Here is a 22,219-nt window from a genome sequence, read left to right as displayed (position 1 = left end):
TGAAATAGTACTTATGCAGGGAAATTAAAAGACCCCTATGTATGAAGACTAACATTAAAAGAAGAAGCTTTTTAAGAAACTCATTATTAGCAACTGGAGGACTACTTTTAGTCCCTAACTTTATTAGTTGTAAAGATGATGATATTGATGAGCTACCTATTCCAGATAACTTAACAGAGAAAAACTTTGAGCAAGGAGTTGCTAGTTTTGACCCCACAAACTCGCAAGTTATTATCTGGACTCGTTACACCACGCAAAACGCTTCAGTAGCCTTAGTTTGGCAACTCGCAAAAGACAAAAATTTTAAAAACATTGTTCGTCAAGCAGAAGTAACTACCGACGCTTCAAGAGATTTTACCGTAGCTGTTGAAATTAAAGATTTAGATGCAGGACAAAAACTATACTACCGTTTTGTAAGTGTTGACGATAAAGCAACATCACCAGTAGGAGGAACACTAACATTTAGCGAATCAATTAGTGAAGTAAAGCTAGCAGTAGCATCTTGTGCAAACTTTGCCTACGGTTACTTTAACGTATATGAAGAAATAAAAAAATCGGATGCAGATGTTGTCATCCACCTAGGAGACTACATATACGAATACGGAGAGAACACTTACGGTTCGTTTAGAACACCAGAACCAAAAGGAGAAATTATTTCGTTAGATGATTATCGTATCCGCTACCGCCAATACCGTTCAGACGAGCAATTAAAAGAATTGCACAGAACCAAACCTTTTATTTGTGTTTGGGATGACCATGAGGTAACTAACGATGCGTATAAAGACGGAGCGGAAAACCATCAAGAAAATGAAGGAAGCTTTACTTCAAGAAAACAAAGTGCCTTAAAAGCATATAGCGAATACTTACCTAACATGACGAATTTGGTAGATAATTCAATTATTTACAGAAACTTGAAAATTGGAAGTTTGATAGATTTAATTATGTTAGATACGCGTATTGTTGGTAGAGATAAGCAGCTAGAGTATTCAGCGTATTATGATGAAAAAGGAGCGTTTGATGCAGCGGCTTTTCAGCAAGCATGGTTAAACCCACAACGTACCCTTTTAGGAACTACCCAATTAGGATGGTTAGAAAGTGAATTAGCAGCAAGCAATAGTACATGGCAACTAATAGGACAGCAAGTTTTAATGGGAAAAATGTTAGTTCCTGCTGAATTATTAACACTGTTAGCAACAGTGGTGGCAGAAGCATCGGCAACAGGTGGGGCAAGTGAAGCAACCTTTAATCTATTTAAAAAGACGATAACAGAGTTGGTAACGATTAAAACAAGAGCTTTACAAAACGATCCTACGTTAACAGCGGAAGAGAAAGCAAGAATAGAAACGGTACTACCATATAACTTAGATGCTTGGGATGGCTATTTTATGGAAAGAGAACGTATTTTAGCGAGCTTTAAAAGTAAAAATGTAGTAGTACTAGCAGGAGATACTCACAATGCGTGGTATAGCGATTTAAAAGATAATTCTGGAGAAAAAGTAGCCGTAGAAGTAGCCACCAGTTCAGTATCATCACCAGGATTAGAAACTTACTTAGGAGCATCTGCAACAGAATTAGAAGGCGCTTTAGGCTTGTTAATAGACGATTTACAATACAGTAATTTCTCTCAAAGAGGCTATATGAAACTTACAGTAACAGCAGCAGGTATACAAACAGACTGGAACTTTGTTGATACTGTTACCAACAAAACCTATTCAAATAGTATAGGAAAAACAGTAACCTTATAATTACATAACCTGTTGTGCATTTTTGAAGTTTTTAGCCGAAAGAATGTCTGTTCGAGTGATTTTCGATAGAAAATCGTATCGAGAACAACAATCTAAGTTGTAAAATTTTATTCTCGATACTAATTTTACGGGTTTTTACCCGCAAAATTCACTCGAATTGACAAATTTTACTCAAAATGTACAAGGTTTACATAACATTACCAATACATTAAAAGGCTCCTGAATAATTCAGGAGCCTTTTGTATGCTATAAAAGAAATACGAAATCAACTAATGTTATACTTCTTCGGTAGTTGGAGTACTAGATTTAGACCTATTATCCACTACTAAATTATATTGCTTAGCCAACACATCAACCTCATTAAGTAAGGTTGGGTAGGCTTCATTTTCTGAAAGTGTTGCATGCGCTTCAATATGTAATACAAGTTTTCTGTAAGTAAGCGAAGCTTCAGTACGCAACTCTTGAATATTGTTTTCTGGTGAAGCCGCTGTTTCACCTACACGCTCAATATACTTAGCAGAAAACTCGGTATTGGCATTTTTTAATTCAGCAACCCAAGTGGTTAAATCAAGTAAAGAAATGGCCTGAATAAGCTCAGGCTCAGTTTCAAAATCTTTACTAATACTATCTAAAATAGCAGTTTGTTCTTGGTAGCTTTTACGAATAATATTAGTACCATGTGCATTTATAGTAGCAAGTAGTGTTTTGGCGGCACTTACTATAGCTTCGTTAAAATGGTTCTCATAACCATTTAAAATCATTTTAATTCCAGAAATAGCTTTATCCCTTCTAGTGTCAAGAGTTATAATTTCTTGTGTTAGGGTGCTTCCCTGCACTTGTTGGTATAAAGAATCAATACGGTTAACAATGGTTGTTAATTCGTTAGTGGGGTTTGTTAATGCTAACACATCAACGTCTTGTAAGTTTACAAGTTGTAAAATATCTTTCATGTACTGTAGATATTCACCATTACGGTACCGGTTTAAATACGGACTGTTCATAAGCTAATTTTTTAAATTAATATTAAATATTTGTAGAAAGTGATTTGGTAACTTTCATAGCATTAGCAATTTAAGAGTATAAAAGTTTTTAAAAAAGTTAACATTTGTTAAAGTTTACTTACTAAGTGAGGTTTACATACGGTTACTATAGTTAATAAGGTACACTGTAAGGAAACTTATGGAGAATTTTGTTATTTAAAGGAACACTCAGCGAGTTTCGCTGATGGTTCCGTTGTGTTGAGGAATGCTCAGCGCATCACGCTGATGGTTCCGTTGTGTTGAGGAACGTTCAGCGCGTCACGCTGACGGTTCCGTTGTGTTGAGGAATGCTCAGCGCATCACGCTGATGGTTCCGTTGTGTTGAGGAATGTTCAGCGCATCACGCTGATGGTTTCTATGAAAAATGTACAAAAAAGCCTTTTTTTGAGAGTTAAAATACTGATAATCGTACAATTGACGTACTGAAAAAGTAAGTCACTGACTTACCTGTTTCTAATTTTTTATGTTTTACTTTGGAGTCAAGTAGCAGTATATTAGGTTTTTATGCTAAAAATGTTAAAGAAAACTCAGGGGTATCCCTGAGAAGAAGTTAAAACAACAAGGGAAACCCCTTATTGTGTAAAAAACCATGAGCAACTACTTTTAAATAAAAAATTGTAACTAATTTTAAAACTATAAATAGTATGGAACAAAGAAACAAACAAATTGCTAATCTTTTAAAACTAGGCGTTTTCCTCGTTGGGGTTTCGCTGTTGTTATCGAATTGTGAGCAAGAGGAGGATAAAGTACTTTTAAAAGAAATTCAACAAGAACAAACAGTTACTCATATTCCTTTAGATGAATTTAAAAAGAGAATAATCCAAAATTCATCTTTTAAAAAAATTTCTACCTTTTTTGATGTGAATCAGAGTCATTCTATTATTTCGCAAAAGAACACGTCTAATTCATCAGATGCCATAGTACTTACCAATAATATAACAAGAATAAAAAAGACGGTTTTAGTACCTATACATTTAGAATATTAACGAATAACAATGATGATTCTATTTATAATTTAGTTGTATACGTTAATGGCAATAATGAAATTTACAAGTCACATATTTTAAAATACATACCTTCTAATGAGTGGAGAGTCAATCCATCTTCTTATTTTACAGGAAAAGTATTTTTAGTAAATAATAATTTGTTTAATACAAGCAATTTAGTTTTTGCTAAAGACGCTGACTGTTTAACAGGAGGAACTACTTACTGGGAGTGCTCTTTTGGATTTAATCATGCACCAGGTACTTGTAACGCTACAAGTTATGAATATGTTATTGATTTAGAATACGGAGAATGTGATAATGGGGGGAATGATGATGGTGTAATTATTAATCCAACAAATCCTTCAGAGGGAGGAAGTTCAGGAGGAGGAGCAGATGGAGGTATCGTAACCGCACCAGATACTACTCCATATACACAAGAGTTAAAAGATTTTGTAAGTGGTACTTTAAATTTAGCTGATGAAGGAGTTAAATCGTACTATACATCTAATAGTAATATTACCAATACAATCAATAACTACTTAATACAGAAGGGGTTTTCAGATTTTTCAAAATTTGAAGCAATGTTGAATTTAGAGTTTGGATTTAGCTTAGGTTTAAGTTATGAAAGCTTTGTTTGGGCATTTAATAATAAAGAGAGTGAAGAAGTTAAAGCTGTTAAAGATTTTTTAGCTGTCAATACCACAACAGAAGCTAAAACATTTGTTAAAAAGGTGATTGATATTCATATGGGTAAAATTGAAGAAGACATTATAGACGACATCAACAACCCTTGTGTAGGCGATATTATAAAAGAACTACAGAAAAAAGACACGTATGGTGCTTTGGTGCCCGATTTAAAAGGGAAAGGACATCTCTCAGAAATGGTGTTAGATTTGTTTGGCGAATGCAAAAACTACGATTTAACTATTAATGTAGCACAACTGGGTACTAATTCTCAAGGTTTTCCTAAAAATGCTGAAACCAAAGGAATTGAAAGTATTACTTTAGATACCGATTTAGTAAAAGATGCTACTAAACTTTCCATAGCTAAAACTTTAATACATGAAAGTTTACATGTATATATTAATTTTAAAACATATCAAGATAGAGAACCAAGTTTAGTAATTTTATTAAATAAGTACTATCAAAAGTATAGAGTAAGTTATCCTGATGATGTAGCGAATAATTTAACGCAACATCAATTTATAAGTCAGTATGTAGAAGCAATGGCGTATTCTTTATCCGCTTATGACAATCACCAGCAAAGCATGGACTATTATACAGCCATGAGCTGGGGAGGATTAGAATCGTCGGATGCTTATAAAAAGCTACCAAATAAAACAGCAATACAAAAAATAATTAACAATGAACGATATGCAAAAAGTGATGCGAAAAGTACTAAATGTAAATAAGGTTATTTTATTTTATTTTATTTTATTTTATTTAAGTTCCTGTTCTTCAGTTCTTAATAAAAGCACAAAACAAATTAATAGTAGTAATTACATTATTAAAAGCTATAAGTCTAAAAATGAAGAAACATTACTTAAAGTAAATACTTTTGATAAAGACTTTTATAATGAGCCAATTACACCAATAGTCGTGCTAAATAATATTCATTTTTTAAATAATAATTTGTTTAATGTTGGAGTTGGTAAGCATAATGTGGAAATAGCTTTCATAGGTAAAATAACTATAAATATAAAAGACTTGGTTATCAAACAAGGAGATTCTATAGTTATTAATGCCTACTTAAAGCAAGACCCTACACCAATAGTTGATTAAGCATAAGAAAAGGAGTGGATTTCCACTCCTTTTCTTAACCTATTCTTTTTATTCCGCTTACGACAATCATCAACAACCTATGGATTATTATACAGCCATGAGCTGGGGAGGATTAGAATCGTCAGATGCTTATAAAAAACTACCGAATAAAACAGCAATAGAAAAAATTATAAAAAATGAACGATATGCAAGAAGTGATGCGAAAAGTACTAAATGCCCGTAATTTTATCTATCTATCTATTTATAACTGGTTGTGCTACTACTAGAAGTAATAGAGATTCTTCTACTTTATATTATCAAGAAAAACATAGTTCTAAAAGTGGATTTTCAAGCATCATTATCAATTCTTTTTATGATGATAAATATAAAGACAAAATTTTAGCTTTAGTAACGGTTAATGGGGTTTGTATTCTTGGTAAATATGAAAATGAAAATATACTTCCCATAGAAATAAAAACAATTCCTAATAATAAATATAAAATAGAAATATCTTCTCCAGGGTTACTACCACTTAAAATTAAAAAACTTAGAATAAAAAAAGGAGATTCAATAGTTATTAACGCTTATTTAAAAGAAGATACAAGACCAATAGTTGATTAAACATAAATAAGGAGTAGAAAACCTACTCCTTATTTAAATCTATTCTTTTTATTCCGCTTACGACAATCATCAATAACCTATGAATTATTATACAGCTATGAGTTGGGGAGGGTTGGAATCGTCAGATGCTTATAAAAAACTACCGAATAAAACAGCAATAGAAAAAATTATAAAAAATGAAAGATATGCAAGAAATGATGCAAAAAGTACTAAATGTAAATAAAATTATTTATTTATTTATGTTTTTAATGTTTATAAACTGTGGGGTTAAAAAAATTTCTGAACAGCAAAAAAGTGAATATTCAACAGAAAAGTTTAAAACATTAGATTCATTAGATTCTTGGATTACAGTAAAAACTTATGATAAAGAAATTTTTGAGAATCCTATACCTGCAACAGTAAGAATTAATAACCTTATTTTCAAAAAGAAAAAAGTATTTAATGTTAAAGCTGGTAGTTTTGATATTTCTGTTGATTTTTTTAATAAAGCAGGCTTAAAAATTGAAGATTTACGAATAGAACTAGGGGACTCTATAATTATAAAGGCCCATTTAAGAGATTATAAAGGACAAGTATATTAAGTTTTACCCTTTTTGTTTGGAATAAAAAGAAAGATATGCAAAAAGCGAAGCGAAAAAGATTAAGTATTCCTAAGTTATGGATAATAGTGTTATGTGTTTTCCTATCATGCAAAGTGAAAGAGATAGGTAGTATTAATAGTAGTAATTACATTATTAAAAGCTATAAGTCTAAAAATGGAGAAACATTACTTAAAATAAACACGTTTGATAAAGATTTATACAATGAGTCACTTACACCTATAGTTGTACTAAATAATATTCATTTTTTAAAAAATCATTTATTTGATGTTGGAATTGGTAAACACAATATAAAAATAGGGCATCCATCTAAGATAAGTATATATATAAAAGATTTGGTTGTCAAACAAGGAGATTCTATAGTAATTAATGCTTACTTAAAAGATGACCCTACACCAATAGTTGATTAAACATAAATTAAGGAGTAGGTTTCTACTCCTTATTTAAATCTATTCTTTTTATTCCGCTTGCGACAATCATCAACAGCCTATGGAGTATTATACTGCTATGAGTTGGGGAGGGTTGGAAAGTTCAGATGCATATAAAGCATTAAGTAGCACAAAAAAAACAGCAATACAAAAAATAATTAAAAATGAAAGATATGCAAAAAGCGATGCGAAAAGTACTAAATGTCCGTAATTTTATTTGTTTCTTTATTTATTTAATAACGATATCATGCTCTTCGAAAAAGTTATTAATTAGTGAAAATCAAATAAATGTTTTAAATGAAATTCTTCACTCATCAAATAATAATATTTATTATAAAACAATAATTAATGATTTAGAAAAGCCTATAGAGGCTTATATTTCTAATGAAATGGAATTTCAATTTTGCGAAAATGAAGTTATAACGCCTGATGAAATATCTTTTTTAAAGAAACAACAACTAGAAGTTGTAAATTTATATAAACTACCATTAGATATAAAGGAAAAAGTAACGAGAAAAAAGAAAGATATTGAAACTTCCCATATTTCGGTACCTATCTTATTTAGAAATAATACTATGGCATTATATTATAATACTCAAAGATATGGTGGAAATTTTATGTTGCTCAAAAAAGAAAAACCTAAATGGAAAGTTATTTGTTCGAGTTTAGTTTGGATAGAATAATTAATAATGAACGATATGCAAAAAGCGATGCAAAGATTACTAAATGCCCGTAATTTTATTTATTTAGTCATTTATTTATTTATAAATGGATGTGCTACCGTTAAAAATTATGATGAGTCTTCTCATTTATACCAACAAAAAAAGTTTAAATCAAAAAGCGGATTTTCAAGTATTGTTATAAATACATTTTATGATGATAAGAGTAAAACAAAAGTTTTAGCTGCTGCAACAGCTAATGGCATTTACTTTCCGAGTGAATATCAAGATGAAAAGATACTTCCTATAGTAATAAAAACGATTCCTGATAATAAATATAAAATTAAAGTTTTTTCTCCTGGTCTCCTACCTCTTAAGATTGAAAGCTTAAAAATAAACAAAGAAGATTCAATAGTTATTAATGCTTATTTAAAAGAAGATAAAAGACCAATAGTTGATTAAGTATAAAATAAGGAGTGGGTTTCTACTCCTTTTTTTATGCTGTTATATAGCAAGGTAGATAGTTTACTTATTTATTGTATTTAGAGTTATCTTTGTTAACATAAATACTCCAACATGAAAAAGCTAGTTCTTTTATTATTAACCATTTTATTAATTACCAGTTGTACCAATTATGGGCAACTGAAGCTAGTATCGTACTTATCGGAAGATTTAAAAGAAGTTTCTGGAGTAGAGAAAAGTAACGACTTAAATGTACTATGGATGCATAACGACAGTGGTAATGCAGCGGAATTATTTAAAGTTAGTACCCAGGGAAAAATTTTACAAAAAAGAGCATTAGCAGTAAAAAATCATGATTGGGAAGACATAACTTCTGATACCAATGGAAACATATACATCGCCGATTTTGGTAACAATAATAACAAAAGAAAGAACTTAGTAATTCTAAAAATTAAGGAAGAAGAATTGCTAAAAGGAGACAATGTTGAGGTAGAAAAAATACAATTTTCATATCCCAATCAAACCAAGTTTCCGCCCAAAAAGAAAGACCGTTTTTTTGATGCAGAATCGTTAATTTATAAAGATGGGTTTCTGTATATTTTTACCAAAAGTAGGGTTAAAAATAAGCAAGGTAAAACAATGTTGTATAAAGTTCCGGCAACAAAAGGAGAGTATACTGCTAAATATATTTCCGAGTATACAAACTGCGATGCTTTACATTGTGCAATTACAGCAGCAGCAATATCTCCTGATAAACAAAAAGTAGTTTTGTTAACACATCAATCCGTATTAGTATATGCCAATTTTAAAGAAGATGATTTTTTTAGCGGAGATGTAAAAGAGTATTCATTTAACCATGTTTCTCAAAAAGAAGGGGTTACTTTTAAAAATAATACAACGCTTTACATAACTGATGAAGCCGCTAAAGGAGGAAACAGCAAGCTATATGAATTTGTAATAAAAGATTAAAAAAAACAGTTACCAAAGCTATGTGCAATGATAACTGAAAAAGGGGAGGGGAATTGTATTTTTTTTAATACTTACACGTAATCTATTTGCCTAGAATAACCCGCATTTATAGCCAATAAAATGGAGTCTTCTCGACTAAAACTAAACGGAATAACAGAGCTTAAAGGTTCTTTAAGCTTCTCTTCTATTGTTTGTTTAGATAACATTAAAGCCTGCTCTACCAATTTATGATATTCGGTTATAAAGTATTTTTTAGGTAAGTTTTCAAACTTAGCAACATCAAAATCATAAAATTTAGTTCTTGTAATAGCTTTGTATTCTTGGTTGTTATGTATAAACAAATAAGTAAGGTCAACGTGAATAGTAGTATTAGCACCACTAGGATCATCTGGCCAATTATAAATTAATAAGTAGGCTCCATCAATACTAACTTTAGGTTTAGAAATCTCTTCAATCTTTTCAAAACTTGTTAAATCACAAGATCCTGTTTTAATAACTTCTTCTATAGTTTCAACTGTACTCATTTTTATCATTTTATTTTAGTCAAATATCTTAGAAAATAGATTTTTGTTTTATAAATGTTTTGTATGCGTAGATGTTAATTTTATAAGTGCTTTGTTAAAGTGAATGAGATGAAGGCAGAATAAAAATATATAACTACTTTAGTTGCTTAATTTTTTACAGAAAATGTTTTTGGTAACCAGAACCAACTTTTTATACGCTATTAGTATTTGTATTTTTTTTGCAGCTTGTACGAAAAATAAAGTAGATAAAAAACTACAAGAATATTTATATACTATTGATAGCATTTCTCAGCAAAAACCCAATGAAGGGTTAAGAAAAATTGATAGTTTATTAGAAAAGAAACAAAATTCTAAAAACGAAGCGCTATTATTATTTAGTAAAGGAGAATTATTTTACTTAAACGATAAATTAGTAGAGGCTAAAAATATTCATTTAGAAACGTATAGGTTATTTACAAAACTAAAAGACGATTATAATAAAGGTAGGAGCTTAATAACATTAAGTGCTACTTGTATGAAATTAAATGAGCTAGAGGAGGCTCAGAAGTACGCATTAGAAGCTTTAGAAATAGGAAAAAAAATAAAAAATACAAGGTTACAAGCCAAGGCAAATAATCAGCTATTCAATCTTCATTTTATATTAAAAGACTACGAACAGGCATTGTTTTACATAAAAAGGTCTGAAGAATTATTTACCGATCCAAATGATCCTAATTCAATTATAGCAATTAAAAGTAATATTGCAGGCGTTTATTTAATGTTAAAGCAATATAACAAAGCCCTAGAACAATTTTCAGAGGCATTGGCTTTGGGTGAGTCTGCAAAAGATCCTAAGACAATTGTAAGTGTTCTTAATAATATTGGATATACGTATTTGGAAGCAAAACGTTTTGAAGAATCGGAGAAGTTCTTACGAGGAGCAGTAAAACTTAACCAAAAAATTAAAACAATTAACGGAGCTCCGTATAAAGGATTAGGAACCCTTTTTTTGGTAACGAATAGGTTAGATTCGGCAGCAGTAAATTATAATAAGGCAATGTCAATCTACAAAAGTAAAAACAACCTTTCAGAAGAAGTAGAAATACGAGATAAATTAATATCAATAGCCATACTTAAAAAACAGTATGAAGTAGCACTTAACCATCAAATCATACGAGATAGTATAGAGGTGGTAAAAAATAAAAAACAAAATAAAAAACTACTTCATTTTGCCAATGTAAACTATAAAATAAAAGAAAAAGAAATAGCGTTAACACATCAAAAAGAAATAAATAAACAAAATTGGTGGTTAGGAATTAGTGTAATTGTTTCGTTGGTACTTATTTTAATTATAGCATTGTTTATTGGATACAATAATAAATTAAGAGCAGCCAATAAAGCATCTAAATTAGAACAGCGATTGCTTAGAGCCCAAATGAATCCACACTTTATATTCAACACCTTAGCGGCGATACAAAACATAACGTTAGAAGGAAACCCAGTAAAATCTTCAAACTATATAGCTAAGTTTTCAAAACTCATTCGACAAAATTTTGATTATGTTCGAAAAGAAGAAATTAGTTTAGAAGAAGAACTAGCTATGATTTCTAACTATATAGATACACAGCAATTACGCTTTAACAATAGTTTTAGTTATCACATACATATTTCTGAAAACTGTGATACAAAACAAGTAAAAGTACCTCCAATGCTATTACAACCTTTTGTAGAAAATGCTATTGAATATGGTTTGAAAGAAAAGAAATCAGGAGGAATATTGAGTCTCAATATTCGAAAAACAGCACAAGAGCTGTTTTTTGAAATAGAAGATAACGGAGTAGGAAGAGAACAAAAAAAGAGTCAAGAAAAAATAGCAAAAGATTTACACGCTACCGATATTTTTATTGAAAGACTACAGATAAGAAATAAAGGGGAAGAAAAATCTTTTACAATAGAAGATTTACACGATAATGATGGAAACCCATCAGGAACAAAAGTTGTATTTAAATTAAAGTTATAAAATGATAAAAGCGGCTATAATAGAAGATGAGTTTAATGCGCTAAACACTTTAACAAAGCTGTTGCAATACACGCAAAAAGATATAGAAATTGTAGCTAAAATTGATAATGTAGATGAAGCTATAGATTTTTTAAGTAACAACAATTTAGACTTGGTATTTATAGACATTGAGTTGATTGGTGGAAATGCTTTTCAAATATTAGAAGCTTTAGAAACCATAAACTTTAAAATGATTTTTACCACAGCTTACGATGAGTTTGCTATAAAAGCAATTAAGTTTGATACGGTAGATTATTTATTAAAACCCATAGATTCTGATGAGTTAAATGCTTGTATAGGTCGTTTTAGAACTGAATTTGAAAAAGATAAAAAATATACACAAGCGCTACATAAAATAAGTGAATTAGATAAAAAAGAAGCTCAAAAAACATTGCTTATTAAAACTACTGAAGAGCAACATTTTTTGCATGTAGATGATATTGTACGTTGCCAATCTGATGGAAGTTATACCGTTTTTTATACTACAGATAAAAAAATAATGAGTGCTAGAAATTTAAAGTATTACGAAAATATTTTAAGCACACATGCCTTTGCTAGGGTACACCAATCTCACTTAATTAATATAAAATATTTAGCTTCAGTAAGTGCCAATACAGTTAAATTATCAAGTGGTGAAAACGTTCCTTTATCATCAAGAAAGAAGACGTATTTAAAGCAGTTTTTAGAGAACTTTAATACGAATACAAAATAGAAAGTAACACATATAAAACTCATTAAAAGAGTACTAAAGTTCCCTGTAATTTTGAGGTAAATAATAGAAAGTAACCTTAAAAAAACAATCATATGGGACTTAAAGAAAAAAGATTTACAAAAGCTTTTCAAGAAGAAAAATATCCTGCATTAAAAGAACAAATAAACAATGCAGCAGGTTTTGATGTAACAATAGATGTAGAGTGGGACACTATGTTTGAAGATAAGTTTTTACACTTATATGATGATAGTTACCCTAAAATTTACTTCCAACCACTTATCAATGCTTTTGCAGCCATAGCAACTGATGATATGGGAAAAGAAGCATTAGCAGAATCGTTAAAGAAAGTGGTTATTACCAACAAAGACGATCACCACAACCCAACGCATGCTTATACTTTTGAAGAAGGAGTTTTACAAGTAAACCATAGCCCAATTTTAAACGCAGATAAAGTTCAAGACAGAACAGATGCACTTGTTGATTTATTAGAAAACAACTTATAGTCTAATAAGATATAACAAAAAATAAAAATTGCTATGGAAACAGATTATATCAATCAATTTAAAGCGCAATCACCAGCGGCTATAATTCAAGATATGTTTAATGAAAAGAAACAACTAAAAGTTGCTTTGTCATTAAAAAATGGAGTTTATATAGAAGGTTTTATGGTTGATGTTGCTAAGGAAGAATACCAAACATTTGTGTGTATGAAAACCGAAGAACAAGAAGTATTGTTTTTCGATCTCCAAGAAGTATCCGTTTTACGAATTAAACACCCTAAAAAAATAGCTGTTTCTTTATCTAAAGGAAGTATCAGTCGCCCGTTAGGAGAGGAGCCCATAAGTGCTTTACAATTAAGAAGATGGATTGTAGATCAAGAATCGTTGCTAGATGCAACAATCAACTTATCGTTAGAAAAATCAGTATTGCAAGAAGCAAACGCTCGATTAAATAGTAAAGATGTTATTACTAGTTTGTTAAAAGCAAAACAATTAATAATAGAGGATGAAATGGGATTAGCTGCATGGAAAGAAATAAAAACTGTAGCTATTACTAATACAGAAAAATTGCAGGTAAGTAAAGAAGGAAATGTATTAAAAATTGGTATTGAAATTACCAAAGCTCTACCAAAAGAGTTAGAGCATCTTTTTGTTGAAAAGATAGAAGAAATATTGTAGAATACTAAAATTATTAAAAAATGGGTCTTAAAGAAAAAAGAGCAGTTCAAACATTTAAAAACGAATCATTTCCAGCATTAGAAGCGGAAATAAACAATAAAGCAGGATTTAATGTATCATTAAACATAGCATGGGATACGTTGGTAGAAGATAAGTTTTCTCACCTTTACAATGATACGTTTCCAAAAATATATTTTCAACCGTTAATTGAAGCAATCAAAGCTGTAAACATTGATGAAATTGGGGGAGAATTGCTAAAAAATGGATTAAAAGAAGTAAAAATTGTTAATGAAAATAACGAGCACAATTTAGAAAGAGCAATCACTTTTGTAGATGGGGTGTTAACTATTAATCACAGTCCAATTATGAATGCAGATAAGGTGGAAGAAAAAACAGAAAGAATTGTACACCTTTTAGAAACTCATTTAGAAGAATTTGCAGGAAGTGAAGCTAGTGTTGAAAGTACAGAAAACCCAAATAATATTGTAGGAGGGAAGGTAGATAACACTATAAAGTTGAGCTTACCTCAGTTGCACAACCAATATGTAGCTTTAGCTTTTGAAAAGCAAGATAACTTAGCAGATATTGTTGAGGATTTACCTTGGACTTGTGATATGCTTCAAGGAACGGTAACCTACGGTGATTTAACTTTTAAAATGCAGGTACTAGGAACCTACTCTCATAATGAAAAATCATGGTTATGGGCTTGGGCAAATAAACAAAGCGGTATTCCAGAACAATTTTTAGAAGCTTCATTACAAATGAAAGCTCTAGGAGAACGCCATGGAATAGAAGATTTATTATCATCAAAAATAGAAACAGAACACGATCCAGGGCATTATTTCTCATTCGTAGCAACAGGAGTAAATCAGGCAAGTTGTTATGCACCATTACCTTTTAAAGGGCTTACTGTGTATGTATTATTATATACGGATATAGTTGATGAAAAAGAGATAAACATTCCTGCTTTAATTTGTTCACACTTCTCAAAAACAACTACTCGTATGGATTTTGAACACAAGCATGCATTGTTTTGCTATTTAGTTCAAAAAGGATATGAAGTTGAGGTATCAGGAAATAATATCGTTGCTAAAAAAGGAGAAGATCAAATTTTAGGAATTTTTGACCTAAAAGGAAGGTTATTAAAGTTGTCTAACTCAACAGTTCCTGTAGGAGCTTAAAAAAAGAAAAAGTATGTATCAATCTACCACACTATCAGAATTAGAAAAAGAGCATCAAGACGCATTAACTCAGGCGCAAAATAAGATGATGGAAGATTTGAATCTTGCACAACAGAACGGTGATAACGATTTAATTCACCAAGCAAGTGTTCATTTTCAAAACGTAGCTAAAGAATTAGCAGAACAATACACTAAACGTATTGAAGAAATTAACGAGTTAAACCTTAAAAATGTTACTGAAAACATTCAAGAGGTGTATGATAATTCTAGAGCAGATATCGATTTAAATGCGTTGGTATATGACGGTGATCGTGATTACGTTTTAGAGTTTCAAGAAGATGAGTTAATTCAAAAAACGTTGGAAAGAATAAAGGAAAACAATCCAGTTTTTCAATCGAGAAGACACTTGTTAAAATCAAGTTTACGCTTAACAAAAATGCTAGCGCCTGTACTTCACGAAATTGGAGATCATTGTAAAGAGGTGTTAAAACTGAAAGCAGATATTGAGTTTTTTGTGTACCAGGAAGATAAATTCAACGCATCATGCTACCCACCAGATGAAGATAAATTATACATTATTTTAACTTCGGGAATTTTAGAACGTTTTACAAAAGATGAACTAGCTTTTGTTATTGGTCATGAAATCGGACATGTTTTATTTGAGCATTTCAATTATCCAGTAAAACATATTTTAGACGAAGGAGCAAACGACTTAGCGCCAATTCATGCAATGAAATTATATGCGTGGAATCGTAATGCAGAAATTAGTGCCGACAGAGCTGGTTTATTATGTTGTAAGAGTTTTGAGGCAGCAGCAAGAACCTTCTTTAAGTTATCGTCAGGGGTAACTTCTGATTCTTTAGATTTTAAATTAACCGAGTATATCAATCAATTTTCAGATTTAGAAGAAGTTTTAAATGACGACACACACGATCCATCAGATTGGTATAGTAGTCACCCGTTTAGCCCACTTCGTATTAAAGCGTTAGAGTTATTCAATAAGAGCAAAACGTATGAGTTATTCAATCCTGAAATTAACGGAGAAATAACAGAGGAAGCGATGGAGCTAGAAATACAACGAATTATGTCGTTGATGGAGCCAGAAGACTTAGGAAACGAAACTGAACATTCAGAAAAAATACAACGCTTTATGTTTTTAGGGGGGTATCTGATTTCAAAAGCTGACGGTACTGTTGACGATTCTGAAATACAAGCGTTAAGTAGTGTTGTGTCGCCATCGGTTTTTGCACAGTGTATGTTAACGATTAAAGGATTAACAGAGCAAGATATTATTGATGAAATTATAGCTTTGGCTAAAGAATTAGATATCGTAATTTCTGTGATGCAAAAATTAAATATTCTAAGAGATTTATCTATTATTTCTTATGCTGATGGAAGCATAGATGCTTCAGAAGTTGAGGTGTTGTACAACTTAGCAAGACAATTGTATATAAAGACTGAATTTATTGATAGAATTATCAGCGACGCCCAAGGTGTTGATTAACAAAATGATTTTTTGTTTACCATGCTAGCCAAACTATATATGCTAATTATGTATGGTTTGGCTTAGTTTGTATAATAAAAGTGCCCATCCAACAATTAGTAGCAAGCCACCTAAAGGAGTAATAGGACCTAAAAACTTCATTTTTTTACCTTTTGCGCCTGATAATACTAAACCATAAATACTGAAGGAAAATAGGATAATTCCAACTACAAAAGCGTAATATATTGCTGAACTAGGTGTTTCAAAATAACTTCCAACGAATAATAAAACGAGTGCATGATACATTTGATATTTTACACCCGTTTCAAATGATTTTAATTGTTCTTCAGTTAAAATTTTCTTTAAGGCATGTGCTCCAAAAGCTCCAAATATTACAGCAAGCATACCAAATAAAGTTCCTGTAATTAATACAATTTGTTGTGTCATGTTTTTTAAGAATTAAAAAGAAAAACCAATACTAAAAGCGACCCTGTCTTCTTGAGAAGTTCCTCTAAAGTATGAAATATTAGCTGTGAATAAGTCGATTCCGCTTAGCCAAAAAGAACCACCATAACTAGTATGCCATTTCTTTGAATTAGGTGAATACGGAGACCATACTCGACCGTAATCAAAACCACCAGTAATACCAACTTTTATAGGAATAACTCCTGTATGAATACGTCCAAAACGTAAACGTAAATCGTTACTATGATAAAAACTTTCGGTTCCAGAAAAACGTTCTCTGTTAAAACCACGTAAATTACGGTCACCGCCTAAAGTAGCCGCTTGGTAAATTTCAAAACGATTCCCTACATTAATTTGAGTTCCAACTTCAGAAGCAAAAACTAATGAGCGGTTGAATACTAGGTTTTGATACATAGCCAAAGAACTTTTAATGTAACCAAAGCGTCTGTCGAAATCGTCTAAGTTGGCTTTAGCTCCAACAGCTAAATCGAAGTTCATACCTTTGGTAGGAAAACTACTATTGTCTACTCGGTTGTGATTAAAGTTCAATTCACCTCCCCAAAAATAATTAGTATCAAAAATAGCTGTAGGTTGATTGTCAAAATTATTAATAAACCTACCAGGTGTATCTTCAATCTCAATAGCCTCAAAAAGACCTGAAATTTTAAAGGTACTTCCACCTCGTAAGCGCTTTAATAAAGAAGGAGAAAAACTAATTTCTTCTTTTTTAACACGATAATGATCCAAATTGAAACTTTGGTCGTAAATACTTTCATTTCCCCATCCAAAGAAATTAAAGGAATAGTTATCGCTAGTGGCTTTGGCACGTAAGTGTAAGCTCCAATTGCCAATTAACTCTGTAAATTCACCATTGTATTCTAAATCGTAGCCACTAGTCGCAGAATAATAGTTTGCCGCTAATGTGTGTTGGCTAGCGAAGGGTTGTTTTTTAAAGCCTTGTTGTGTATGTGTAACCGAAGCACCAAAAAAGAAACCGTCATCTGGATTGCTACCTAAGCTCGGATAAACAACAGTAGTGTTGTTGTTAATGTCATGCGCATCATAGGTGTTTTTGAAGTAACTATTTGAACGTAAATCCGCAGTTTCAGAACTAGGGTTTATTGTATTTTTCTTTGATTTAAAATCGTAGATTTTAGTCTTCTTTCCCCAACCTGCAACAGATGATTTATCAGTGTATACATCGTGATTCTGTCCCCCTATAATTCGTAGTAAAATACCATCATGTACATCACCAGAAATTAAAAACTCATCATCTCCATTTAAACCATAAAGTTGTATTTCTTTGGTTTCTTTTGTTTTGAAAACACGGTTATAAATTTCATTATCTTTTCTAAAAACAACAACGCTAGTTTCTTCATCATTTAAACGCTTAATAATGAATTTATCGTCTTTATCTGTACCAACTACATGTACAACTTTGTTTAGTTTGGTGTAATAACGTTTAGCAATTTCTTTTAATTTATCTCTTCGAGCTTTAATTTTAGCAATGGTTTCTTTTCCATCAATATCATAAATAACCTTTGGTAATTGTTGGATTGATTTTTCAATTACTTCATCAGTTAAATGTTGTTGAATGTACTTAGCTTGTTTATTCCAGTCATCTAGTGTTAATTCATTTAAAAAAGCAGCATCAAAAAAGCGAGCATAATTGTTGTACCATTTCATGTTTTTGATATCGTTGTCAAAAGTTTGCATATTTCTTACTAAGGGTGCAAACTGTTGAAAAAGCGGAATCATAACTCCATCAAACTTAGAAAAAGGTTGGTCTCTATCTCTTGGAATTGGGCGATAATATTTTTTACCATCTTTGGTTTTAAAAGAAGCCCATCGCCATTGATCTTCATGTCTATCCCAGTCACCAATAACCATATCAAATAAGCGAGAGCGAATTACCCATTCTTGGTCGATAGAGTGCTTACCGTTTTTTCTAATTTTTTCTAACACATCAAATGTGCTAATAATATCGTCTGAATTTCCAAAGTTGTCTAATTCACTACGGTCATCAGCAGGTCGTTCTTCTAACAAGTATAACTGTCCGCCAAAGATGTCGTTATGCTTACCTAAAGCGGGTTGCTTAGGCATGTAGTATAATTTGGGGTTGGTATGGTAAATATTTACGGATTCTGCCATATCAGGAAGAACAAAAGCAGCATATGGGTGCGACATGGTAAAAATATCTTGAACTACATCAACTAAAAATGTTCCTTTTAGAATACCACCCATAATACGACTTCCATCTTTAACCATTGAGCGTAACACGTATTGTTTACCATCAGGGTTTTCTAATCGTAACGAATTGGTTTGGTTACCACCACCTCTTCTGATAGGAGTTAAGCCTCCAAAAACATTCTCTAACTCCAAAACAGGAACTTTTACTGTTTTTCCGTACTTATCTCTGTTTAAATCTCCCCACATAAATTTATGAAAACCACTAACCTCTGTGGATTCTGGAGGATAAATTGAGGTTTCTACAAATTTCTTATGCTCTTCGTATTCAGGAAAGTTTGAATAGATTTTTGTTTGTTTTGGTTTTACAATTTCTTTACTGAATAAAAGTTTGTGACCATCTGTGGTATTGGCAGCATAGTATTCAATAACAGCTGAACCATCTTTGTAGTAATTTAATTTAGCATATCCATGATTACCATAGGTAAATTGAGCTCCATAACCAACCAAAGCAGCTGATTGCTTTGAACCCGAGCCACTAATTACTTGTTTAAACCCGTTTTGTTCTATGTATTGTAAGTTGTGATCGTGACCAGAAACAAATACAACATTGTGTGTGAAATCATTAGATACTGTTTGTATTTGAGTAACAAAGTCACTATAACTTTTATTAAAAATATCGGTTTGTATACCTACGTGTGAACGTAACGCATTTTTTAAAGTACCTAGAACAGGTAGTGGACTCATGTGATCTTTTACAGAAAAACTTCCTCCATGTGGACCATTACTATATAAAGGATGGTGTACAGCTACTACAACATTTTTATATCTATTTTTTTTAAATAAACTAGAAAGCTCTTGAATAAAGTGTTCACGAGTTTTAATGTCGCAGTTATCGTTCATTTTTGGCTCTTTGTCCCAGTTCATAATAAACCAACGACTATCAATAAGAATTAAAGTAAGGTCATCGTTAATTTTTACTTTGTCTAGTCCACAACCACCTTCAGGTAAAAAAGAGTTTTTACCTAAAGCTTTTTCAACCAATCGCTCCTGCTCTTTTAAGCCATCAACACCATTATACCAGTCGTGATTTCCAGGAATAAAAATTGTATTTCCTTTAAAGTCTTTAAGAGCATCAATTTGTGTTTGTAAACGATGCTCTGCCAAGGCTCTATCTTTGTGTTCTTTACTTGGTATTCCGTAAGGGTAAATGTTATCTCCTAAAAATAACGTAGTTGATTTTTTAGGAGCTTTGGTTAATTCTTTTTGAAAATAAGTTAAGGTAGGAGTTGTTTGTCCCATTTCGGCATTACCAGCGTCTCCAATTAAATAAAAGGAGTGTAACAATTCTTTATTTATTTGAATTGTTTTTGGTGAAGTCTTATCTGCGTACTTAGCTTTATAGGATGCACAAGCACTAACTACAACAATTATAGTTAGATACATGCAAAACTTGGTAAAGTTCATGTCTTATTTTTTAGTTATGTAAAAATAAGGCTTTTTAGAGTAAAATTACTGTTTTAATAAATACTGATAATCTTCAGGAGTATCAATATCTAGTAAGTTTAAAGAGGAGTTTACTTTGAAAATATTATCGTCATGTTGTAATAGAAAATTTTTAGCTCCTTTATCACCTTTTAAGTTTAGTAACTTATTAAAATATTCTTTTGGAAATACGGCAGGAACTCCAACACTTCCTTGATAATTGGAAGTAATTATTTTAGAAGGATTTTTTTTTGAAACTTTAATTAAGGAGTTTAAATACTCTGAAGTAACATGAGGCTGATCGGCTAGCATTATTAGAGCATTATCAAAGTTATGTTCTTGTAAAAACTCAATACCCTTTATAATGCTAGTACTTAAACCATCTTGATATTTTGGATTATATATTGTTATAATAGCATTTGTTGTAAGTTTCTTTTCAATGGCGTCTTTATTAGCCCCCAATACGCAAAACACATTTTTTATTAATGATTTTTGAGCTTGTTCAATAGTCCATTCCAGTAACGTAGTGTTTTTATAAGGAAGCAGTTGCTTTATTTTTCCCATTCGAGAAGCACTTCCAGCAGCTAATATGAGAATTGCTGTTTTTTGCATCTAATTATTCATGGATTCGTCCAGTAATCTTTTTTAGAGAAAAAACTTCTTTGTTACGAATTACGGATAGTATTTCTGCTAAGATTGATAAAGCAATTTCTTCTGGAGTTTCTGCTCCAATATTTAATCCAGCGGGAGTATGAATTTTATCTAAAAATTCATCAGTAATATCGGGTGAAAATTCAAACAGTTCGTTAAATAGTTTTTCTCGTCGTTTAGCAGCACCTAAAATACCTATATAAATAGGATTTTGTTCTTGTAATTTAATAAGCCAACGTAAATCGTAAGTGAAATTATGATTCATAATAACAATAGCAGTATTGTTATTTACTTGAGAAAGTTGAATTAATTCTGGAGTTTGTGCAACTACCGATTTAGCTCCGGGAAAATCGATTAATTCTTTTGGATCTTTTATAGAGGTAATTACATCGACTTCCCAGCCTAACTGAGTGGCTAGTGTACATAGTTTTACAGCATCGTGCTCTCCGCCAATAATAAGCAAACGAAATAGTGGTTGTAAAGTTTGTTTAAAATTAGCTAACTGACCTGTTTTTTCAGTATTAAACTCTTTGCTGAAAGTAAATATTTGTTGATTGTTAAACTGAATTATGGAACCGAAATCTCCGTGTGCTTCATCTTCTTTTTGAAAAAAAGATATAATATCATATGGTCTTCTTTCTTTACTATTTTTAGAAAAAGCATCAATAAATTCAGTTGAAAGATAAAAGGGTTCTAAAAGAACATACAATATTCCCTCACAACCTAAACGGTAACGACCATCATAGGTCACTATTTTTGGTTTGTTGTTTTCAAAAACAGATTGTGCTCTACGTTGTATTTCTTTTTCAACACAACCACCGCTAATAGCACCGATTATTTTTCCATTAGAAGATAGTAACATTCTAACTCCTGGTTTTCTGTAAGAAGAGCCATCTAAATCTACAACCGTTGCTAAAATATTTTGTATGCCTTGTTGTTGATTTATAGAGGCTTGTTGTATTATTTCTTTAAATTCGTGTGTCATTTCGTGTAAAAATACTCTTTTAAAAGTACGCTTTTTTATCACTTTATTAAAAATTAATAC

Annotated in this window: 24 protein-coding genes; 18 read left to right on the top strand and 6 right to left on the bottom strand. The window is 31.2% G+C overall.

The features are described from left to right. Window positions 1–41 precede the first annotated feature (41 nt). Window positions 42–1,745, top strand: coding sequence for an alkaline phosphatase D family protein (locus ACXIHB_RS07985; protein WP_462098018.1), 1,704 nt, complete (start codon window positions 42–44; stop codon window positions 1,743–1,745). Window positions 1,746–2,020: 275 nt separating this feature from the next. On the opposite strand, the gene ACXIHB_RS07980 is transcribed toward ACXIHB_RS07985, so the two are convergent. Then, window positions 2,021–2,746 carry a DUF6261 family protein gene (locus ACXIHB_RS07980; protein WP_462098017.1) on the bottom strand — a complete coding sequence of 242 codons (726 nt, stop codon included), beginning with the start codon at window positions 2,744–2,746 and terminating at the stop codon, window positions 2,021–2,023. Window positions 2,747–3,429: 683 nt separating this feature from the next. On the opposite strand from ACXIHB_RS07980, the gene ACXIHB_RS07975 reads away from it, so the two are divergent. The 11 genes from ACXIHB_RS07975 (at window position 3,430) to ACXIHB_RS07925 (ending at window position 9,270) form a co-directional block, all read left to right on the top strand. Then, the gene (locus ACXIHB_RS07975; protein WP_462098016.1) at window positions 3,430–3,771 is read left to right on the top strand and encodes a hypothetical protein; all 342 of its coding nucleotides are present in this window, start codon (window positions 3,430–3,432) and stop codon (window positions 3,769–3,771) included. Between the two features lie 158 nt (window positions 3,772–3,929). After that, window positions 3,930–5,183, top strand: a complete 1,254-nt coding sequence (locus ACXIHB_RS07970; protein ID WP_462098015.1) for a hypothetical protein — start codon at window positions 3,930–3,932, stop codon at window positions 5,181–5,183. Beyond that, the gene (locus tag ACXIHB_RS07965) at window positions 5,137–5,553 is read left to right on the top strand and encodes a hypothetical protein (RefSeq protein ID WP_462098014.1); all 417 of its coding nucleotides are present in this window, start codon (window positions 5,137–5,139) and stop codon (window positions 5,551–5,553) included. The genes ACXIHB_RS07970 and ACXIHB_RS07965 overlap by 47 nt, the downstream gene beginning before the upstream one ends. Continuing rightward, the gene (locus ACXIHB_RS07960) at window positions 5,546–5,776 is read left to right on the top strand and encodes a hypothetical protein (RefSeq protein WP_462098013.1); all 231 of its coding nucleotides are present in this window, start codon (window positions 5,546–5,548) and stop codon (window positions 5,774–5,776) included. Before ACXIHB_RS07965 ends, ACXIHB_RS07960 begins: the two co-directional genes overlap by 8 nt. After that, window positions 5,767–6,153 (top strand): hypothetical protein, encoded by a 387-nt coding sequence (locus tag ACXIHB_RS07955; RefSeq protein WP_462098012.1) that lies wholly within the window; start codon window positions 5,767–5,769, stop codon window positions 6,151–6,153. The genes ACXIHB_RS07960 and ACXIHB_RS07955 overlap by 10 nt, the downstream gene beginning before the upstream one ends. A gap of 79 nt (window positions 6,154–6,232) precedes the next feature. Next, entirely contained in the window at window positions 6,233–6,376 is a 144-nt protein-coding gene (locus ACXIHB_RS07950; RefSeq protein WP_299031360.1) for a hypothetical protein, read from the top strand. After that, the gene (locus ACXIHB_RS07945; protein ID WP_462098011.1) at window positions 6,330–6,734 is read left to right on the top strand and encodes a hypothetical protein; all 405 of its coding nucleotides are present in this window, start codon (window positions 6,330–6,332) and stop codon (window positions 6,732–6,734) included. Before ACXIHB_RS07950 ends, ACXIHB_RS07945 begins: the two co-directional genes overlap by 47 nt. 35 nt (window positions 6,735–6,769) lie before the next feature. Beyond that, window positions 6,770–7,162, top strand: coding sequence for a hypothetical protein (locus ACXIHB_RS07940; protein ID WP_462098010.1), 393 nt, complete (start codon window positions 6,770–6,772; stop codon window positions 7,160–7,162). A 182-nt stretch (window positions 7,163–7,344) separates the two neighbouring features. Further along, window positions 7,345–7,863 carry a hypothetical protein gene (locus ACXIHB_RS07935; protein WP_462098009.1) on the top strand — a complete coding sequence of 173 codons (519 nt, stop codon included), beginning with the start codon at window positions 7,345–7,347 and terminating at the stop codon, window positions 7,861–7,863. 6 nt (window positions 7,864–7,869) lie between these two features. Beyond that, the gene (locus tag ACXIHB_RS07930) at window positions 7,870–8,301 is read left to right on the top strand and encodes a hypothetical protein (protein ID WP_462098008.1); all 432 of its coding nucleotides are present in this window, start codon (window positions 7,870–7,872) and stop codon (window positions 8,299–8,301) included. 114 nt (window positions 8,302–8,415) lie between these two features. Further along, window positions 8,416–9,270: an SdiA-regulated domain-containing protein gene (locus ACXIHB_RS07925; RefSeq protein ID WP_167713039.1), complete on the top strand. Its 855-nt coding sequence runs from the start codon at window positions 8,416–8,418 to the stop codon at window positions 9,268–9,270. 71 nt (window positions 9,271–9,341) lie between these two features. On the opposite strand, the gene ACXIHB_RS07920 is transcribed toward ACXIHB_RS07925, so the two are convergent. Continuing rightward, window positions 9,342–9,794, bottom strand: coding sequence for a hypothetical protein (locus ACXIHB_RS07920; protein WP_053056785.1), 453 nt, complete (start codon window positions 9,792–9,794; stop codon window positions 9,342–9,344). Window positions 9,795–9,957: 163 nt separating this feature from the next. Between ACXIHB_RS07920 and ACXIHB_RS07915 the strand changes: the two genes are divergently transcribed. The 6 genes from ACXIHB_RS07915 (at window position 9,958) to ACXIHB_RS07890 (ending at window position 16,407) form a co-directional block, all read left to right on the top strand. Further along, on the top strand, window positions 9,958–11,793 hold the full coding sequence (locus ACXIHB_RS07915; protein ID WP_253679580.1) for a tetratricopeptide repeat-containing sensor histidine kinase: 1,836 nt from the start codon (window positions 9,958–9,960) through the stop codon (window positions 11,791–11,793). A gap of 1 nt (window position 11,794) precedes the next feature. Further along, the gene (locus tag ACXIHB_RS07910) at window positions 11,795–12,544 is read left to right on the top strand and encodes a LytR/AlgR family response regulator transcription factor (RefSeq protein ID WP_047790718.1); all 750 of its coding nucleotides are present in this window, start codon (window positions 11,795–11,797) and stop codon (window positions 12,542–12,544) included. A gap of 92 nt (window positions 12,545–12,636) precedes the next feature. Further along, entirely contained in the window at window positions 12,637–13,047 is a 411-nt protein-coding gene (locus tag ACXIHB_RS07905; protein WP_462098007.1) for a hypothetical protein, read from the top strand. Between the two features lie 33 nt (window positions 13,048–13,080). Continuing rightward, window positions 13,081–13,722, top strand: a complete 642-nt coding sequence (locus ACXIHB_RS07900) for a hypothetical protein (protein ID WP_462098006.1) — start codon at window positions 13,081–13,083, stop codon at window positions 13,720–13,722. Window positions 13,723–13,742: 20 nt separating this feature from the next. Next, entirely contained in the window at window positions 13,743–14,903 is a 1,161-nt protein-coding gene (locus ACXIHB_RS07895; protein WP_196781605.1) for a DUF6882 domain-containing protein, read from the top strand. Between the two features lie 13 nt (window positions 14,904–14,916). Next, the gene (locus tag ACXIHB_RS07890; RefSeq protein ID WP_462098005.1) at window positions 14,917–16,407 is read left to right on the top strand and encodes a M48 family metallopeptidase; all 1,491 of its coding nucleotides are present in this window, start codon (window positions 14,917–14,919) and stop codon (window positions 16,405–16,407) included. 42 nt (window positions 16,408–16,449) lie between these two features. On the opposite strand, the gene ACXIHB_RS07885 is transcribed toward ACXIHB_RS07890, so the two are convergent. From ACXIHB_RS07885 to ACXIHB_RS07870, 4 genes are read right to left on the bottom strand one after another with little or no spacing between them, the layout of a single operon-like run. Further along, the gene (locus tag ACXIHB_RS07885) at window positions 16,450–16,833 is read right to left on the bottom strand and encodes a DUF423 domain-containing protein (RefSeq protein WP_462098004.1); all 384 of its coding nucleotides are present in this window, start codon (window positions 16,831–16,833) and stop codon (window positions 16,450–16,452) included. Between the two features lie 12 nt (window positions 16,834–16,845). Continuing rightward, window positions 16,846–20,505 carry a ShlB/FhaC/HecB family hemolysin secretion/activation protein gene (locus ACXIHB_RS07880; protein ID WP_462098003.1) on the bottom strand — a complete coding sequence of 1,220 codons (3,660 nt, stop codon included), beginning with the start codon at window positions 20,503–20,505 and terminating at the stop codon, window positions 16,846–16,848. A gap of 45 nt (window positions 20,506–20,550) precedes the next feature. Beyond that, a complete protein-coding gene (locus ACXIHB_RS07875; RefSeq protein WP_462098002.1) occupies window positions 20,551–21,135 on the bottom strand; it encodes a nucleotidyltransferase family protein in 585 nt (194 codons plus the stop codon). A gap of 4 nt (window positions 21,136–21,139) precedes the next feature. Then, complete coding sequence (locus tag ACXIHB_RS07870; RefSeq protein ID WP_073181966.1) at window positions 21,140–22,159, bottom strand: XdhC family protein; 1,020 nt, start codon at window positions 22,157–22,159, stop codon at window positions 21,140–21,142. Window positions 22,160–22,219 lie beyond the last annotated feature (60 nt).

Source organism: Tenacibaculum sp. IMCC1 (assembly GCF_054906355.1).
This window is presented reverse-complemented; position numbering and strand designations above follow the sequence as displayed.

Excerpts from the sequence above, each read along its gene's own strand:
- ACXIHB_RS07985 (WP_462098018.1), top strand. The coding sequence starts at position 42 with ATGAAGACTAACATTAAAAGAAGAAGCTTTTTAAGAAACTCATTATTA.
- ACXIHB_RS07945 (WP_462098011.1), top strand. The coding sequence starts at position 6,330 with ATGAAAGATATGCAAGAAATGATGCAAAAAGTACTAAATGTAAATAAA.
- ACXIHB_RS07880 (WP_462098003.1), bottom strand. The coding sequence starts at position 20,505 with ATGAACTTTACCAAGTTTTGCATGTATCTAACTATAATTGTTGTAGTT.
- ACXIHB_RS07915 (WP_253679580.1), top strand. The coding sequence starts at position 9,958 with ATGTTTTTGGTAACCAGAACCAACTTTTTATACGCTATTAGTATTTGT.
- ACXIHB_RS07975 (WP_462098016.1), top strand. The coding sequence starts at position 3,430 with ATGGAACAAAGAAACAAACAAATTGCTAATCTTTTAAAACTAGGCGTT.
- ACXIHB_RS07940 (WP_462098010.1), top strand. The coding sequence starts at position 6,770 with ATGCAAAAAGCGAAGCGAAAAAGATTAAGTATTCCTAAGTTATGGATA.
- ACXIHB_RS07955 (WP_462098012.1), top strand. The coding sequence starts at position 5,767 with ATGCCCGTAATTTTATCTATCTATCTATTTATAACTGGTTGTGCTACT.
- ACXIHB_RS07885 (WP_462098004.1), bottom strand. The coding sequence starts at position 16,833 with ATGACACAACAAATTGTATTAATTACAGGAACTTTATTTGGTATGCTT.
- ACXIHB_RS07950 (WP_299031360.1), top strand. The coding sequence starts at position 6,233 with ATGAATTATTATACAGCTATGAGTTGGGGAGGGTTGGAATCGTCAGAT.
- ACXIHB_RS07870 (WP_073181966.1), bottom strand. The coding sequence starts at position 22,159 with ATGACACACGAATTTAAAGAAATAATACAACAAGCCTCTATAAATCAA.
- ACXIHB_RS07980 (WP_462098017.1), bottom strand. The coding sequence starts at position 2,746 with ATGAACAGTCCGTATTTAAACCGGTACCGTAATGGTGAATATCTACAG.
- ACXIHB_RS07925 (WP_167713039.1), top strand. The coding sequence starts at position 8,416 with ATGAAAAAGCTAGTTCTTTTATTATTAACCATTTTATTAATTACCAGT.
- ACXIHB_RS07890 (WP_462098005.1), top strand. The coding sequence starts at position 14,917 with ATGTATCAATCTACCACACTATCAGAATTAGAAAAAGAGCATCAAGAC.
- ACXIHB_RS07920 (WP_053056785.1), bottom strand. The coding sequence starts at position 9,794 with ATGAGTACAGTTGAAACTATAGAAGAAGTTATTAAAACAGGATCTTGT.
- ACXIHB_RS07905 (WP_462098007.1), top strand. The coding sequence starts at position 12,637 with ATGGGACTTAAAGAAAAAAGATTTACAAAAGCTTTTCAAGAAGAAAAA.
- ACXIHB_RS07930 (WP_462098008.1), top strand. The coding sequence starts at position 7,870 with ATGAACGATATGCAAAAAGCGATGCAAAGATTACTAAATGCCCGTAAT.
- ACXIHB_RS07935 (WP_462098009.1), top strand. The coding sequence starts at position 7,345 with ATGAAAGATATGCAAAAAGCGATGCGAAAAGTACTAAATGTCCGTAAT.
- ACXIHB_RS07900 (WP_462098006.1), top strand. The coding sequence starts at position 13,081 with ATGGAAACAGATTATATCAATCAATTTAAAGCGCAATCACCAGCGGCT.
- ACXIHB_RS07895 (WP_196781605.1), top strand. The coding sequence starts at position 13,743 with ATGGGTCTTAAAGAAAAAAGAGCAGTTCAAACATTTAAAAACGAATCA.
- ACXIHB_RS07910 (WP_047790718.1), top strand. The coding sequence starts at position 11,795 with ATGATAAAAGCGGCTATAATAGAAGATGAGTTTAATGCGCTAAACACT.
- ACXIHB_RS07875 (WP_462098002.1), bottom strand. The coding sequence starts at position 21,135 with ATGCAAAAAACAGCAATTCTCATATTAGCTGCTGGAAGTGCTTCTCGA.
- ACXIHB_RS07965 (WP_462098014.1), top strand. The coding sequence starts at position 5,137 with ATGAACGATATGCAAAAAGTGATGCGAAAAGTACTAAATGTAAATAAG.